Consider the following 15,690-nt stretch of genomic DNA (forward strand, 5'->3'; position numbering starts at 1 on the left):
GGACATACTGTTGGTGTCCGCTCTCAATCTGTACGCGGCCATGACCCACACGATCCACAGTTCTGATCTTCCTGCTCCTCCAACCAATGTCACGTGCCGGCTGCGGCCAGATGTTCCCGCCACGCTCGCCGCCCTCGTCCACGCCCGCGACGCGCTCGATTGTGGAAAACGGCCCGACGCCGATACCTGCCTGATCCTCTCGTTGCTGCTGCTGAAAGTGGCCAGCGACGCCACGTACTACGGCAACCCGGACATTCCGTACTCGCCGGGCGAGCCGCCACGCTGCGTGCCTTACAGCGTCCCGCTCCAGGCCCGCTTCGACACGCTGTTCCGGCAGCGTCATGCGGAAGGAAATGGCCTGAGGGTGATGAACGCGCTGCGGGTGTTCACCCTGGCCAATCCGCGCAAGCTGGGTGGTCTGTTCCCGACGTTGAAGCTGGAAGATGCGCTGCCCGACGACCCTCTGGTGCGCGATGCCGTGCTGCTGCAGGTGCTGGAGCGGCTTGCGCTGCCGGCATTGGACTTCCGCCAGCAGCGCGGGGTACCCCGTCCCGACGTTGGCGACGCGGTGGACGCCCTGCTTCCTGCGCAGGTGCCCGCAGGGGTGAGTTGGCTGATGGCTGCGCTCACCCACCCCTGCGTGGATGAGGCGGTCTACGATCCCAGCTGCCGGCAGGGGGCCGTCCTGCGGGCAGCCGCCAGCTGGATGCGCGATGCGGAAAGTGCGATTGGCCCGGCAGGCCCGGCCCGCTACCCACTGTATGGCCAGGAGCCGGATGCCATGCAGTGCGCGGTCGCTCGGCTGCGCCTGCTGCTGCAGGGCACGGACACCCCGCGCCTCTTTGTCCGCGACCCGCTGGAGGAACCGCTGCTGCAGGACGGCGAGCTGCAGCGCTTCCATGTGGCACTGGCGTGCCCGCCACTTTCGCTGAAGTGGGCGCCAGCGCAGGCCAGCCACGATCCCTACTTCCGCTTCCTGCAGGGCGTTCCGTCCCGGCAGTGGGCGCATACCGCGCTGATCCAGCACATGCTGGCTACCTTGGAGCCGGTGCGTGGGCGCATGGCGATCGTGGTGCCGCATGGCGTGCTGTTCCGCGATGGCGAGGAAGCGCGCATCCGGCAGTGCTGGTTGGACGCGAACCTGGTGGACATGGTGATCGGCCTGCCTGACCGGCTTTTCGCCGGTGCGTCGGTTGCGACCGCGTTGCTGGTGTTGCGCAAGGTGCGCCGGCATGACGCCGTGTTGTTTGTCGATGCGCGCGGCCTTGCGACGCGTGGGAAGCGCGGTCCGCGCCTCGGTGATCAGGCGGCGCGCACCCTGCACCGCCTCTGCAGCGAGCGCAGAACCGTACCCGGCGTGGCGTATCTGGCCAGTTCCGAGGAGCTGGCCCGCAATGGCGGCAACCTGAGTGTTGCTCGCTATGTGCAGCCGGTGGCCCGCTGCCCCGCTGCGGATCTTGCGACATTGCGCGCGCAGCGTGCGGAGCTGTCCGCGCGGTTCGTGGCCCTCCAGGCGGCGTTGAATGCCGAGCTGGATGCGCTGGAGCGGGAACTGTCGGATCTGACCTGAAGCCGCCGCTTTAACCTCTCATCAATTGACCGAAGCTATCTCGATTGGAATATGCATCGAGAATGCGTTACGCGCTGCGCTCGCCGAACGCATGAAACGGAATGATGCACACAGCAACGGCAGCATTCGTTCGTCCAGACTGGTGCCATGAACATCATTCGCCAGAAATTCGACGCTCTCTGCGTGCTTGTCTTCGGGTCACAACATGGAGGGCGCGCATGAACACCCCCCACAGCAGGTTCGGTGTGCGCGATTCCGTACTGGGTTGGCTGCGGCGGCTGGGCTGGAACCCTCTGGATGAGGGTGCGGTGGCGGCGTTACGCGGCGAACATCACAGCGCATTGCTGGAGAAGCGGCTGCTGCCGTGGCTGCGTCGCTATCGGTACGAGTGGGAAGGCGAGCGCGTGGCGCTTTCGCCCACTTCATTCGACCGGATCATTGCCGAGGCCGAAACGTGCTGCCACAGCCTGGATTGGGTAGCGTCGAGCAGCGCTGTGCACCGGCTGCTGGTCCACGGCGTTCATACCGAACTGGAATTGCCCAACGGGCGCCGGATCTCGGTCCCGGTTCCGTTGATCGATTGGGAGCATGTGCAGCGCAACCATTGGGATGTGGCTGACGCGATGCGTACCGACCTGCGCTTGGCAGCTCCCGGAGATCCGTCCGACGGCCACGTTCGCGAGCTGGTCGGTTACGTCAACGGCATTCCCCTGGTGGTGCTGGCCTGCGTGGAGCGCGATGCGTACAAGCGTTGGGGAACCGTGGAGGATGGCATCCGGCATCTGTTGCGCGGCCTGGGCAGCATGCCGGTCAACCCGCCGGTGCAGCACGCGCAGCTGCTGCTGAGCCTGGACCGTCGTGGCGGCCGCCATGCCGCTGTCGGCACCCCTTCACATGCGTGGGTGAAATGGCGGGAGCATGGCTGGAGCCCGGCCGCGCAGACGCAGCTGCGCGATACCGCGTTGCCCTTCTCCGATGTCCCGCTCGACCCACCATGGGCCACGCATGCCGAACTGCTGCATGGCGTGCTGTCGCCGCCCCGGTTCCTGCAGCTGATACGGCATTTCCTGCGAGAGGGCCGCAGCGGCCGACGCTGCTTGGTCCGGTCCCACCAGTTCTTTGCGGTGCAGTGTGCGCTGCAGGCACTGGGCACCCGCGACGCCAGCGGCCGTCGTACCGGAGGCCAGCTGTGCCTGGCAACCGGCAGCGGGCTGCAGCGGACGCGGCAGTGGCTGTTGCAGGCCATGCGGGCCGATGCGGCGTTCAGGCCGATTCGCGTGCTGCAGCCACTGACCCGGCTCACACCGCCCCCCGAGGACCGGCGCCAGCGGCCTGGTCCACTGCCTGCTGACCAGCTCACCGAGTTCCTGGCCGGCAGGGGTCCCTCGCTGCATGAGGTGCCGCTGCGCATCCTGCGTGGTTGGGCGCGCAGGACCAGGCTGCCCGGCGCCGATGATGAAATGGCCGCCACCGACGACGACATCGTGCTGCTGGTGGATGCCGATTTCTGGGACAGCGATCCCGTCCTTCTGCGTCGTCTGCGCCGTTGCCTGCCGCAGGCGACCTGGCTGACGCTGGTGGCCGCACCGGTTACCGCACCGGTGCCCGGTCTGGATCCTGGCCCGAGGCTGTACGAGTATCCGCCCGAGCATGCCGTCGCCGATGGCGTGGTGGTGCAGGCATGGCGCGACGTCGGCCCGAAGCCCGAGGGGGATTCGCCCTCCCGACGCGTGGCCCAGGTCGCCACCGCCATCAGCCAGCATTTCCACGATCTGGTCCGGCTGGCGGAACGCGGCCTGCGCGGCGCGCTTCTGGTGAGAACGGTCCACCAGGCGTTGGACTACCAGCGCGCGCTCGCGGTGGATGGGCGGTTGAAGACCCATGTGGCGGGCTTCGACAACCGCGGCCTGCCCATGGACCGCGGCTCGGAGCGCATCCCGCCGGAGGTGGAACTGGTGATCGTGCATGGCGAGCTGCCGGCAACCCAGGATGCGCGATGGGCCGTGCTGTATGTGGATCGCGCCCTCACTGCACCGGAGCGGCTGCGCGCGGTGGGCATGATCAACGCGCCGCATCCCGACAAGCGCACCGCCATGCTGGTGGATTTCCACACCGACGACCGCCCGGCGGCAGCGCCACCCGAGTGGCTGCCGTTGCCGGTGCAGGACAATCATCCGGCACTGGGCATACAGCGCCAACGCCTGCACAGCCTGCTGCCGGCCGATGCCGCCGAGGACTTCCACGCCTGTCGTGATTACCTCGTGCCGGACTGGGACATCGGCCCGCATGGTGATGACATCGACCTGCACCGGCACCGGCGCGACCTGCTGCATGGCCGGGTCACTGAGTTCGGGCAGCGGCTGCAGGTGGCCATCTCGGCCGAGACCGCGCTGACCGGCAAGCCATCGCTGCTGGGCGGACAGTACCGCGCCTTGCTGCACCGGTTCTCACTTCTGCGCGATGCGGTGAGCCGGCTGGCACTGGAGGACGACCGCTTCAACGCCGAAGACCGAAGGGTGCGCCACTGGGCGCGCGAGCAGGCGGCGCAGGTGTGTGAGCAGCCGATCGATTACCAGCTGCTGGGTCCGCTCGAGCCGGTCGAACCAACGGCGGCGCAGAGCGCCAACCAGCTGTACACCCGCCTGCGCCAGCGCTTGGAGGCAGGCGGGCTGGACGCTGATGCCGTGGAACGTGGCCGCACCACGTTGCGCCAGGTGCTGGTGGATTTCGACACCGCACAGGCGCGGTTTGCCGCGTTGCAGGCGCTGGAGCCTGCGCTGGAGGACCCACCGCAGGCCAGTGACACGAAGGCGCCGTCCTCGCGCGGCCTGTTGGTGCTGCGCAGCCTGTTCGACACCACGCTGAACACAGAAATGTACGAGCAGCTGGGTCGCCGCATCGACGCGTTGGTCGCCATCGGGCAGCAACAACCGCTGCACCAGTTCGATGCGTACGTTCGGGACCGGCTTGAGCAGATGCTGCGCGGCCACCTGCGGGACCCGCAGCTGGCGGCCGTGGTGCACGCGGTGGTGCTGTGCGGACCGCATTGGCCGTGTCACGGCATGACAGGGGGCACGTAGGTCAGGGTCATGCCAAGCAGCCACAGCAGGCCCAGCACCAGCGGGATGTGGACCAGTAACTGGATGAAGGTGAAGCCGACAATATCCCGCGCCTTCAGTCCCAGCACGCCCAACAGCGGCAGCATCCAGAACGGGTTGATCAGGTTGGGCAGGGCCTCGGCGGCGTTGTAGACCTGCACCGCCCATCCCAGGTGCGCATGCAGTTCATTGGCCGCCTGCATCACGTAGGGCGCTTCGATGATCCACTTGCCGCCACCGGAGGGCACGAAGAAGCCCAGCACCGCCGAATAGATGCCCATCACCAGCGCGAAGGTGTCGGTGGTGGCGATGTGCACGAACACGGTGGAGAGCCGATGCGCCAGCGTTTCTCCGCCACTGCCAACGGCATGGGTGAGGATCATCGCGATGCCGCCGTACAGCGGGAACTGGATCAGCACACCGGTGGTGCTGGGCACGGCCTTGGCTACCGCGTTGAGGAAGCTGCGCGGCCGCCAGTGCAGCAGCAGGCCCAGCGAAATGAACAGGAAGTTGTAGGTGTTGAGGTTGGCGATGGCGGTCACCACCGGCTTGCTGGCGAATTCACTGAACAACCAGCCGAAGGCCAGCAGCGACAGCAGCACGGTCAACAGCGGGCTGTACTCCAGCCATTCGCCGGCGCGCGTGCGCGGCTGCAGCGGTTCCGGTTCGGCCTGCGCGGCCCCGGCGAAATCGCTGGCGGTGCGTGCGGTTGCTGGACCGGGGGCGGTCAGCCACGCGATCAGCAGCGAGACCAGGATCAACGCGGCGGTAAGCGCGATGGACTGCCACAGGAAGATGGTTTCGGTGAAAGGCAGCACGCCGGTGATTTCCACCAGGCCGGGCGGCATGCTGGCCGGGTTGGCCTGCAGCTGGGCGGCCGAGGAGCTCAGGCCCATCGCCCACACCGCGCCCAGGCCCAGGTAGGCCGAGGCGCCGGCGGCGCGGTAATCCATCTGCAGTTCCTGGCGGCGCGCCAGTGCACGTACCAGCAGCCCGCCGAACACCAGCGAAAAGCCCCAGCTCAGCAGCGAGGCCAGCATGCTGATCAGGCCCACGTACACCACCGCGCCCCGGCCGGTGCGCGGCACCCGCGCCAGTAGTTCGATGAAGCGCGCCACCACCGGGGCGGTGGCCACGGCATATCCGCCGATGACCACGAAGGCCATCTGCATGGTGAAGGGAATCAGGCTCCAGAAGCCGTCGCCGAACGCTTTGGCGGTGGCCTGCGGGGTGGCGCCGAAGCTCATGGCGGCCACGGCCACGATCACCACGCCGAGCACCGCGAACACATACGCGTCGGGGAACCATTTTTCCGCCCAGGCCGCCGACCGCAGCGCTGCGCGTGCCATCCAGCCGTCCCGTGCCGGCGCTGATGTAGTGCTGGCCATGCCCTACCCTCCCAGGTTCATTGGGGGGCAGTGTGCAGGAGGGGGACAAGGCTGTCAGTCACCTATTGGTAGCAACCCGATGTCACGAAGGCGGCCGGACCGCGGCGTCACGACCAACGGTCGTGACCTACCGGCCAGGCGCCAGCGCGCACGGATCGGGTAGCGCCCGACCGTTGGTCGGGCGACCCGGCAGCTCAACCCAGCGCCAGTGCCGCCGCAATACCCGCAAACAACGCCGCGCCCACCCAGTTGTTGTGCAGGAACGCCTTGAAGCAGGGGTCGCGCTCACGCTTTCGCGCGATCCAGAATTCGTAGGCAATCAGCCCGGCAGCCACCGCCACGCCCAACCAGTAGTAAAGACCCAGCCCGCCGCGCACGCCCACCAGCGCCATCGTGCCGAGGAACAGCGTGTACAGGATTCCCTGGATCACCAGGTCCAGATCCCCGAACAGGATGGCGGTGGAATGCGAGCCCATCTTCAGGTCGTCGTCGCGATCGACCATGGCGTACCAGGTGTCGTACGCGGTGGACCAGAGGATGTTGGCGCCATACAGCAGCCAGCCGATCACCGGCACTTCGCCCTGGATGGCGGCGAACGCCATCGGGATGCCCCAGCCGAACGCCATGCCCAGGTACACCTGCGGCAAGTGGGTGTAGCGCTTGAGGTAGGGGTAGCTGGCGGCCAGGAAGATGCCGATGAAGCTCATGCCGATGGTCAGCGCGTTCAGGGTCAGCACCAGCGCGAACGCCACCAGCATCAGCCCGGCGAACAGCAGCAGCGCCTCGCGGCCGGACACCCGGCCGCTGGCCAGGGGGCGGTCCTTGGTGCGCTTCACGTGCGGGTCCAGCCAGCGGTCGGCGTAATCGTTGATCACGCAGCCGGCCGAACGCGTCAGCCATACCCCGGCGGTGAACACGAACAGGATCCACAGCGGCGGCAGCCCGCCGGCGGCCAGCCACAGCGCCCACCAGGTGGGCCACAGCAGCAGCAGGGTGCCGATCGGGCGATCGGCGCGCATCAGTTTCCAGTACTGGCCCCAGCGCGAGGGCGGTGCGCCCGCGGGGGCGTCAAAACGTTCGTAAGCCATGCGTAAAGGATACCGCCAAGGCCCCCGCCCCGGCGCCGGAAGCGCTGTTTCGTCCAAGGGGGCAGACCTGCGCCGCGTTTACGGATAGAATGCCCGTCCCGCACCGCCTCATGGCGCTGCGATGCCCGCCCCGGCCCGCCGGTGGTGCGGCGGTTCTAAAAGATGCGCCCGTAGCTCAGCCGGATAGAGTAGTGGCTTCCGAAGCCATTGGTCGGGGGTTCGAATCCCTCCGGGCGCACCATCTGAACGTCTTACACCGTCCTATGAAGGCCGAATTTTTCTTTCAAATCAAGGATTTCGGCCTTTGTTGTGTCTGTTGGCGTCCTATTTGATCCACATCAATCCCAGTTCCAGAGGCGGCATCTTTGACGGTAACCCTCCTACCGCCACTAGCTGTTACCGCCATGTCGCTTACCGATACGGCCATACGCAAGACAGAGCCGACAGCTACCGTGCAAAAGCTGCGCGACGGCGGCCTCTACCTGCTGCCGCGGCCTGATGGTGCGAAGTGGTGGCGCTGGGATTACCGTCGCCCTGTGACAGGTAAGCGCAACACACTCTCACTGGGAACCTATCCAGATGGCAGCTTGGCAACGGCTCGCGAGCGACATGCTGCTGCGCGTAGATTGCTTGCAGACGGAGTCGATCCTGGCGAACAACGCAAAGCGCAAAAGGTGGCGACGCGGGAACGTTCGGAGAACACATTCGAAGCGGTCGTCGCCTAGCTGATCGCTGTTAGAGCGAAGAAGCTGGATCCTACGTCGCTGGACCGTCAGAACCGACTCCTTTCGAAGGATCTAGGCCCCTACATTGGGCGGAATCCTGTCAATGGCGTGACCGCGCGCCATCTATTGGACGCAATCCGGAAGATTGAAGCGCGCGGTGCAAGCGAGACTGCGCATCGCGCCAAAATGTTGGCGAGCCAGGTGTTCCGCTATGCAATCGCTACGGGGCGAGCAGTGCGTAATCCCGCTGAGGACCTGCGCGGCGCGCTCGTCCCTGTGGAGGTCGAGCACTTTGCCAGCGTCACCGATCCTGCGCATGTTGGTGGTCTGTTGCGTGCCATCCACGGGGTACCAGGGCAACCCTGTTGTAGCTGCAGCACTTCGGCTGGCACCGCTCGTGTTCGTGCGCCCCGGAGAACTTCGACGCGCTCAGTGCTCTGATATTGATCTTGATGCAGCAGAGTGGCGCTTCATTGCAACCAAGACAAGACAGCCTCATATCGTTCCGCTTTCGTTGCAAGCAGTTGCTGTGTTCCGCAATTTGCAGCCCCTGACCGGGCGACTCACGTACGTCTTGCCGGGCATGCGAGGCAAAGGACGGCCCATGAGCGAGAACGCAGTCAATGGTGCTCTCCGACGCCTATGCTATGACTCTGACACCATGACCGGCCGCGGCTTCCGTGCGATGGCGCGCACCGTACTGGATGAGGTGCTTGGATTCCGCCCTGACTACATCGAGTACCAGCTGGCCCATGCGGTGCGCGATCCAAACGGTCGCGTCCACGACCGTACGGCGTACTTGGTCGAGCGCGCCAAGATGATGCAAGGGTGGGCAGACGATCTGGACACCCTTCGGACTGGCAACTGACCCTCATTTCTCCTCCACTATTCTCCAGCCTTACTGTTTTTGGTGGTAACAGCGGTAACGCTGGTAACGCCCTGCCGCGTTTCCTTTTAAACAATCCGTTGAGCGGACTCCGGAGCCGTTACCGCATCCGGTAGCGGCCGGTATCAACGGTAACGCAGCGCGGCACTAGGTCTGGATAGGACGCGGCTGATCCCAATGGAGAATCCAGATGAGTGAGAAACAAGCCGCTACGACGTCGCACGCCGAGACGCAGCAGAGCATCGAGCCACGCCAACCAGTCGTGGTGGACACTGAGCAGCGTGCACGCTTGAGTGACTTGGCCGAGAGGCTGGGCGAGGCCGTGCGGGTCAAGCGCAGCGCAGTGGGCAAGATCGATACCATACAGCGTGCACGTCAAGCAGCGCAGGCCGATGCGGGTGCTGCGCGCGACAAATGGCGGGAAAAGCTGCGCGAAGGAGATGGCACGCTAACACGCGAGGTCCAGAAGCTATGCCTGGCCGAGCGATCCGCGCTGTCGCTGGCGGAGAGTACGGCTCCTTTCAAGAGGAGATTGTCAAGGACGTGCCGCGTGTCGAGCTTGAAGAGGTTGATCTGGCATCGAAGTGCATTAGCATGACAAGCGCAGTAATTCAGGAAGCAGCACAACAGCTCTACGACGAGACGCTGATGCAAGCAACCGACAGCTTGGCGCTGGCCTTCGGAGTGATCTGCAGAGCGGAGAACTCCGGTATTCCCTCCCGTCAGGAAAGCACTGTTGACGAGCTGGCCGGGCAATTCTTCTGGCGCATCAACCGGCACATCTGTAGGCGCTTGAATGACGTGTCCGTGGACGATCAGGTAGACGCCTACTTGGCGCTCCCGCAGTTTGACATGCAGGACGTGGACATGGACATCGTCCGTAGGCCAGCGCGGCGCGAAATTCTGAGGAAGGAGGCTCTCGGCTCGGAAGCTACCTGATAGGGAAGTGATAGGTGGCACCACCGCATTGCCCGCACATTGCGCGGGTAATGGCTACTCGATCTACGTATTCACTTTTTGGGTTTGCACCGTCTGCCCCGGACTCGCGATGCATCTGGTCTATGTCGAAACCTGATGTACCAGCCCACTCCATGAGCCACCCGTCAGACTGAAGCCAAGACGGTATAAAGGTCACTTGGCACCCCACGGCCCACACCGTTCTAGGAGCTAAAAGGGGGCTAGACGAAAATATCCATGCAAGCATCAAGCATTCGCGGATTATTAATAATAATAACCTGAAGCCTGCTTCTTGCTCGCGTCATGTTCTGAAAAAGCATTTTTGCAGGCTGGTAATACGCCCCGCCCGTGTATACAAGAACACCCTCCTCATTATAATCAAAGAACCTATCCACCATTACGGCCACCCCATCGAACTCCTGCCCTATCACATCATGCGAAGTAGTTAACACTCCCTCTGAATAGGTGACGTGATGCTCACGACTGTACTGTGACGGGGTGAACTTTATGACTTTCCATTCAGAACTACTCAATGAAGATACGTGCCGAGTGGCATCCTCAGTAGTCCTGAAATAAATCAATTGAATGTTACCAGAATCATGAATTTTGATCCCCCTGCTTTTTCTGACGAAAGCTTTGATGAAGCTGGCAATCTCCCTGTTAGTCCGAATTTTCTCCGACAGCGCGAACTTTGAAACGCCTGGGATAGCTTCTATAAGAGCACCGATGTTGCTTCTCGTTTCATGATCAGCCAACGTCTGTGATCGATCATACGAGAAAATGCAACGGCCGTTGATCCTCACAACTTCGGCAACTACGCTTTCAAACTGCGTCGACCTAATCCTCTGAGCCTCGTCGATCAAGATGCACCCGAATGAACCAAGATCCACGCGAGCCATGTCCTTGACTGAAATTATCCGCCAGCCAGCAGCAATCAGCGCATCATGCCCGCTGTTTAGCTTCCCGCAATGAATAATCAGCGGAGTTCGTGCAGCGCTTGTCATTTTGTTGACAATGTCATAGGCCAGCAGTGTCTTTCCTGTGCCGGCGGCGCCCGTTAGTGCGATAAAAACATTGGGCGCATGCCCAGCAAACAGCGCGGAGATCTGGCTTTTAACATCTTCCTGCTGGGCGGTCAGAAAGTACTGACCCAGCAGAAATTTGTCGGGCGAGTTAAACGGAGACACTAGGTAATTGGAAGGGTTAAATCTTTCATCTATCAGCAGACTATCGTCAACCACCTGAGACGACAGCATTTCACCCACATCCTTAGCGGTTACCTCAATAAGCTTTCCGTCACCGTCGAGGGCGAAGAACTTTCTTGCACAGGAAGAGTAGGATACAAAATAGCAGTCCAGGCCAAGGTAGCTAAGATAGTACTTGTTGCGCAGAAGCTGCCGCTGCATCTTTGAGTGGTCGCAGTCAGATTTTAACTCTAGATTGACGTGGTAATTTTCGCCAAACTTTAATAAATCGAATTCTTTACCGATCTGGGGAATTTGATATCCAACATAAAATCTGTCAAATGCGCGCCCGGCAGGCTGATTCGCGTGCAATTCATCTACCATAGAACGCAAATCTGCGACTTCATTGGCCCGCATGGCGATCCCATGACGAGAGATGTATTTCTCATATTCGGCAGAAATGAGGAATTCCTGCGCCTGCACCAATGATATTAGGTTGATCGCCCTGGTCATTACTTTCTCACATTTCCTTGTGTTCCAAAATTCAACGAAGAATCATCGAAGAAAGACGCTTGCCTTAGACTAGAGGCAGCTACGCGCCCTCCCGTAGACACCGGTGATGGACAGGATACTCTTCCAGCCAGTCGCAGACGATCAGGTCATGCCAGAGGCGTTCGCACGCGGAAGTGCAAGCTCAGCTGCCCGTACACCAACAGCTGCCTTTGCCCTGTCTGATCGCAGTCCAGGGCTTCTCCACGCATGCCTAGGACAGTGACGACAAGAATCCCCTAGGCCTTCCGCCCAGAGCCACGACACCATCGAGCTGTATGGGCTTGAGGTAGACACGATCCTTATGGTTTGGGCCCACGGGCAGCGTCGATAAATGCATCCCGGCAGCCTCAGGCATGTGCGGGTCCAATGACTGGGCCATGCTTCTACCTCCCAAAAACCGGACTGGGCAAAGCCGAGCTCGCCATGACACAGGGCAGATGCCAGCCTCTGACCATTGCCAGGCCCTCATCAGCGTGTGCGGTAACGGGAGCGACGAGACGACGTAGACTTTCGAAGAAGTTAGCTGTGCTTAGAGTGATCCCAAGAGGTCCGCCACCGATGCATCTAGAACGTGCCACGAGGTCTTGCAAGTGGCTGCATCGAAGTCGGCACGGCTCGCGACAGCTTGCCACGGATGGACCACATTGCGGGACTCGCGCAATGCATGGCCAAATTTTCCCCGATCCGTTTTTATCCAGCCTACGTCGGTAGCCACATCAATTAGCGTACTGAGCGTCCAATGCGGTATTGAAATCGCACTGCCGTTCTTGTCTTTCGGGGCCCTAGCCGACTGATAAGCAACCGCTGCCGAACGTTGGGCTCTAGCGAGAAGGAGCCCCTCAAGAATACTGCCCATGAGGATCACGGCTGAGGTAAATGCCTCGACATGAACGCATTTCTGGGCCTCTCGCCAGCGCCGGTCAATCTCCTCCGTGAGCCCGGGCATCGAGGACGTGAGGGGCGAGAGATCTGGCGGCGCATGAATGACCTTCTTTGGCTTTTCGAACGCTCCCGTGTCTGTAAATTTGATTGCGCTCTTGATGTATCCGACTAGGGCCTCCAAGCGAACGCGACGACTGTTTGCCTGGAAGTCCAAGTCATTGGACATCGAATCAAGTAGGGACTTAGGAAGGTTGTCTATCCCCTCAAGAATCATTCGCACTTCTCGAACCTTTCCATCGACCTCGCGCAGACCGGAGAAATTATCAGTCTTCGCCGCACCCCGGTTGTCAGCGACCTCTGAGAGGACGCCTTTGAGCAAGTGAAGCGCTTGAGTTCTTTCCATGATCTCATCCAAGTCTGTAGACAGCCGAGGGGTGAATTAAACTGGGCTGCGAAGAGTCTTCGGCTTAACGGATTTCTAGCCTTCGGCTGCCGGACGATGCCGAAGCCTGGGACGCGCTTTGACCTTAGCTGAAATGAGATCCTCAAGCTCGGACCTGCTCACTTTTCCCGGCTCGATTGTTGTGACCAGCAAATGCGCATGGTCGGGGTCACGCCAGTGGAGTTCGACTTCCCTGACGTCCGGATGCTTCGCGACCACTTCATATGCCTGCTCGACACCAACCTTGCTTAGCGAACCCAGACAGAGGTTAAGCTCGCCACGCTCTCTCGCGGAGTGGACCCTGCGATTCTGGCTTGCGGTCCGGTATTCCATGCGCTGCATGGCGCCACGCAAGGACTTCAACTCCTCCAAAATGTACTCTTGACCGGATACTTCCTTTTTTTGAAGCTTGGCAACTGTGAACTCACCAAAGTGCTTCAGAAATGTTGTGTAGTTTTTGTCAGTCGCGGCGCGGTCATGTGTGGCCTTGATCTTTGCGGCAAGCTTTTCCTTGAACTCAATGATCTTGGAAAATCGAAGGTCTCGGGGGTATTCGATGTGTTCAATGGCTGACGTGTCAAATGAATAGCTAGTCTTGTCATCCTTCACGATGATTGTTGGCTTATCAAAGGCAAGGCGCATTCCTAACTCGAACATTACGTTTGGATTCTTTCCACTCACGTCACATACGACGATAGGATTGTCGTAGAGGTTCTGAATAATTCTCTTATGAATGATCCCAACATCATCTGCATTGCTGACGAGGTTGGCGATAAATCCTGATTCCTCTACAGCCTCTGTAATGATGTCTAGCACATCAGTCCAATGCGATTCAGCGCAGCCATCGATTGCCGAAATGGGCATAACAACGCCGCACACAGGCTTTGGTTGTTCCTCGGTCACTCCAAACTCTCCCCTAAGAGCTAGCCACCTAAAAATGGACCTTTGGCCCCATTGTCCAACTCATTTACAAAACACCTTTTACCTTAAGGTGTGCCCGCACTTAGATGCAACCAGTTTTTTGGTTGGCCCAGGAAGGCACGGCCGCGTGTCTCGCTGATGCAGTCCCGGCGGGAACACTGGCGTTACCGTCGTTACCGCCTGTGACCAACCCTAAGTGACTGATTGATTTAACTTAAGTCGTTGATTAAAAGAGTAATTCCGTGACCTTTACCGCTGTTACCAGCGCTCGCGGCATGTTAGGAAAAGAAGTCAGCTCCTGAGAAGGTGAAGATGTGACCAAATCCTTGGAGGGCAGTCGATGTGGTCGCGAGTGACGAATGTGAGCGCTGGAATGACTGTTAGCCTAATGCAGCTGCCGATAGCCGTTACATAGCGTTCCTGAAGCTCGCTATCGGTAAGAGGTTCCTTATTGGACTTTCTCGGACTGCTCCTCTTCTCGCTTCCTGAGTTGTAGCCCTGCCGCCGGCCTGCAGCCCGATTTCAACTCATAGTGGTGCCGCTTTTGTTGCAGGGTTCCGCAGGTAGACAGCCCGAGTCCTGATCCTTCCTTAAGCGTCGCCAAGACTGCACGTTGCCGGGTGCAGGTGCTGCAGAATAAGCGACCTACAAAGCCCGCAGGCGTGGCGGGGAGACGAGTGCGCGCGCGGGGTGCAGGTCCTTGCCGATCGGCTGCGGTACCGCGCGACGCTCTTGATGCCATCTCATCACGCTCTATCGCCCGTAGAGGCTCGCCAAGCCCGTCGCCTGCCGCAGACACTGGCGCATGCCCCGTGTGTCGTCACACGCTGGTAGATTGCCTTCTGGAATACCTGATCTACGCACTCATCGCGCTTCTGCTGCTGGCGACAGTAGGCGCAACCCTCGTATGGGGGCGCGGCGTCCTGTGCCGCTTCCTCGCCGTCTTGGTCGAGCAGTTCTCCGCGTCACCGAAGGCGCGCTGATGCTGACCAACCTACGTAACGCCTGAGCTGTGGCGGTAACTATGGCGGTAAGCCGGCTAGCCATTGATCCCCAAGCCCTTTAATAGCAACGGTCTTGAAGGATTATGTGACTCCCTCCGAGGCACCATCTTCCCCCGCATTCCATGACGGCGCACCCGTTTTCGGTCATAGGCGCTGTCTTCATATGCGAAGGTAGCCGGGCGTCGCACTTGCTACCCGATGTCCCGGCGTAGGATCGGCTGGACGTCGGTTGTTTCAGGAAGGATCTTTACCGTGGGTATCGCCGCGCAATCACTGGAATCCCTTGGCTTTGGCATCGGCCTGTACTCGTATGCAGACGCCGCCCGCTTCATCGGGGGCAAGCCCGCGCAGCTGCGACGATGGCTGAAGGGCTACGGCCCACGCCATGACGGCCAACCCGCCCATGCACCCCTGTGGATGTCCCAGCTGGCAGAGATAGGTATCGATGGCCTCGGATTCCGCGACCTGATCGAAGCGCGCTTCATCCAGACGTTTGCCGCCACCGGCGTTCCGTTGAAAGTGATCCGCCACACGATTGAAGAACTGCGTGAACGTCTGGGCGTGCAGTACCCCTTTGCCAGTACCCGCTTCAAGACCGATGGTCGCCGCATCTTCATGGAACTGCTGGGCGAGAGCGGGGGCAGTTCGCTGGTGGATGTCGCCAGGCGCCAGGACGTAATGAAGCGCGTCATTGCCCCCTCGCTCCGCTCAGGTGTCGAGCTCGGGATGGATGACATGGCGGCGCGATGGTTCCCGGTGCACGGCTCGCGCGAGGTCGTGCTGGATCCTGACCGCAGGTTCGGACAACCCATTCTGACCCGCTTCGGGGTGCCCACCGCTGCGATCGTGGATTCACTCAGGCCAAGGGGCAGCAACGCCCGGCATGTCGCCCGGATCTACGAGATTCCGGAGGCCGCCGTGCATATGGCAGTGTCTTACGAGCGGCAGATGGCTTCCTGCGCGCAACACTTGGCCGCCTGACCCCGGTCCGAT

At 61.3% G+C, this 15,690-nt stretch carries 10 protein-coding genes, 1 tRNA gene and 1 pseudogene; 7 read left to right on the forward strand and 5 right to left on the reverse strand.

All coding sequences use genetic code 11. The annotated features are described in order from the left end of the window. Nucleotides 1-202: 202 nt before the first annotated feature. A complete protein-coding gene (locus AC06E7_RS05555) occupies nucleotides 203-1,570 on the forward strand; it encodes an N-6 DNA methylase (RefSeq protein WP_478063404.1) in 1,368 nt (455 codons plus the stop codon). A 218-nt stretch (nucleotides 1,571-1,788) separates the two neighbouring features. After that, nucleotides 1,789-4,650 (forward strand): type I restriction endonuclease, encoded by a 2,862-nt coding sequence (locus AC06E7_RS05560; protein ID WP_320457786.1) that lies wholly within the window; start codon nucleotides 1,789-1,791, stop codon nucleotides 4,648-4,650. Here the strand turns inward: AC06E7_RS05560 and AC06E7_RS05565 are convergent. Further along, nucleotides 4,626-6,056 carry a short-chain fatty acid transporter gene (locus AC06E7_RS05565; RefSeq protein WP_208856116.1) on the reverse strand — a complete coding sequence of 477 codons (1,431 nt, stop codon included), beginning with the start codon at nucleotides 6,054-6,056 and terminating at the stop codon, nucleotides 4,626-4,628. The genes AC06E7_RS05560 and AC06E7_RS05565 overlap by 25 nt on opposite strands. 194 nt (nucleotides 6,057-6,250) lie before the next feature. Next, on the reverse strand, nucleotides 6,251-7,144 hold the full coding sequence (gene ubiA, locus AC06E7_RS05570) for a 4-hydroxybenzoate octaprenyltransferase (protein ID WP_093532716.1): 894 nt from the start codon (nucleotides 7,142-7,144) through the stop codon (nucleotides 6,251-6,253). A 164-nt stretch (nucleotides 7,145-7,308) separates the two neighbouring features. Between ubiA and AC06E7_RS05575 the strand changes: the two genes are divergently transcribed. From AC06E7_RS05575 to AC06E7_RS05590, 4 genes and pseudogenes are all read left to right on the forward strand, one after another. Then, nucleotides 7,309-7,385 (forward strand) — tRNA-Arg (locus AC06E7_RS05575). A 163-nt stretch (nucleotides 7,386-7,548) separates the two neighbouring features. After that, a pseudogene (locus AC06E7_RS05580) lies at nucleotides 7,549-8,737 on the forward strand (tyrosine-type recombinase/integrase). A 208-nt stretch (nucleotides 8,738-8,945) separates the two neighbouring features. Then, complete coding sequence (locus tag AC06E7_RS05585; protein WP_478063407.1) at nucleotides 8,946-9,353, forward strand: hypothetical protein; 408 nt, start codon at nucleotides 8,946-8,948, stop codon at nucleotides 9,351-9,353. After that, nucleotides 9,350-9,694, forward strand: a complete 345-nt coding sequence (locus tag AC06E7_RS05590; protein ID WP_478063409.1) for a hypothetical protein — start codon at nucleotides 9,350-9,352, stop codon at nucleotides 9,692-9,694. The genes AC06E7_RS05585 and AC06E7_RS05590 overlap by 4 nt, the downstream gene beginning before the upstream one ends. A gap of 239 nt (nucleotides 9,695-9,933) precedes the next feature. Here AC06E7_RS05590 and AC06E7_RS05595 read toward each other — a convergent pair whose 3' ends face one another. From AC06E7_RS05595 to AC06E7_RS05605, 3 genes are all read right to left on the reverse strand, one after another. Further along, nucleotides 9,934-11,409 carry an ATP-binding protein gene (locus AC06E7_RS05595; RefSeq protein ID WP_478063411.1) on the reverse strand — a complete coding sequence of 492 codons (1,476 nt, stop codon included), beginning with the start codon at nucleotides 11,407-11,409 and terminating at the stop codon, nucleotides 9,934-9,936. 568 nt (nucleotides 11,410-11,977) lie between these two features. Beyond that, the gene (locus AC06E7_RS05600; protein ID WP_478063412.1) at nucleotides 11,978-12,733 is read right to left on the reverse strand and encodes a hypothetical protein; all 756 of its coding nucleotides are present in this window, start codon (nucleotides 12,731-12,733) and stop codon (nucleotides 11,978-11,980) included. Between the two features lie 75 nt (nucleotides 12,734-12,808). Continuing rightward, nucleotides 12,809-13,675 carry a hypothetical protein gene (locus tag AC06E7_RS05605; protein ID WP_478063414.1) on the reverse strand — a complete coding sequence of 289 codons (867 nt, stop codon included), beginning with the start codon at nucleotides 13,673-13,675 and terminating at the stop codon, nucleotides 12,809-12,811. 1,274 nt (nucleotides 13,676-14,949) lie between these two features. Between AC06E7_RS05605 and AC06E7_RS05610 the strand changes: the two genes are divergently transcribed. Beyond that, nucleotides 14,950-15,678, forward strand: coding sequence for a DUF433 domain-containing protein (locus tag AC06E7_RS05610; protein WP_478063416.1), 729 nt, complete (start codon nucleotides 14,950-14,952; stop codon nucleotides 15,676-15,678). Nucleotides 15,679-15,690 lie beyond the last annotated feature (12 nt).

The organism is Stenotrophomonas sp. Steno-Z4 (assembly GCF_056393145.1).

What these genes read in the sequence shown, in the direction of transcription:
- AC06E7_RS05600 (WP_478063412.1), bottom strand. Translation starts at nt 12,733, where the DNA reads ATGGAAAGAACTCAAGCGCTTCACTTGCTCAAAGGCGTCCTCTCAGAG.
- AC06E7_RS05585 (WP_478063407.1), top strand. Translation starts at nt 8,946, where the DNA reads ATGAGTGAGAAACAAGCCGCTACGACGTCGCACGCCGAGACGCAGCAG.
- AC06E7_RS05560 (WP_320457786.1), top strand. Translation starts at nt 1,789, where the DNA reads ATGAACACCCCCCACAGCAGGTTCGGTGTGCGCGATTCCGTACTGGGT.
- AC06E7_RS05590 (WP_478063409.1), top strand. Translation starts at nt 9,350, where the DNA reads ATGACAAGCGCAGTAATTCAGGAAGCAGCACAACAGCTCTACGACGAG.
- ubiA (WP_093532716.1), bottom strand. Translation starts at nt 7,144, where the DNA reads ATGGCTTACGAACGTTTTGACGCCCCCGCGGGCGCACCGCCCTCGCGC.
- AC06E7_RS05565 (WP_208856116.1), bottom strand. Translation starts at nt 6,056, where the DNA reads ATGGCCAGCACTACATCAGCGCCGGCACGGGACGGCTGGATGGCACGC.
- AC06E7_RS05595 (WP_478063411.1), bottom strand. Translation starts at nt 11,409, where the DNA reads ATGACCAGGGCGATCAACCTAATATCATTGGTGCAGGCGCAGGAATTC.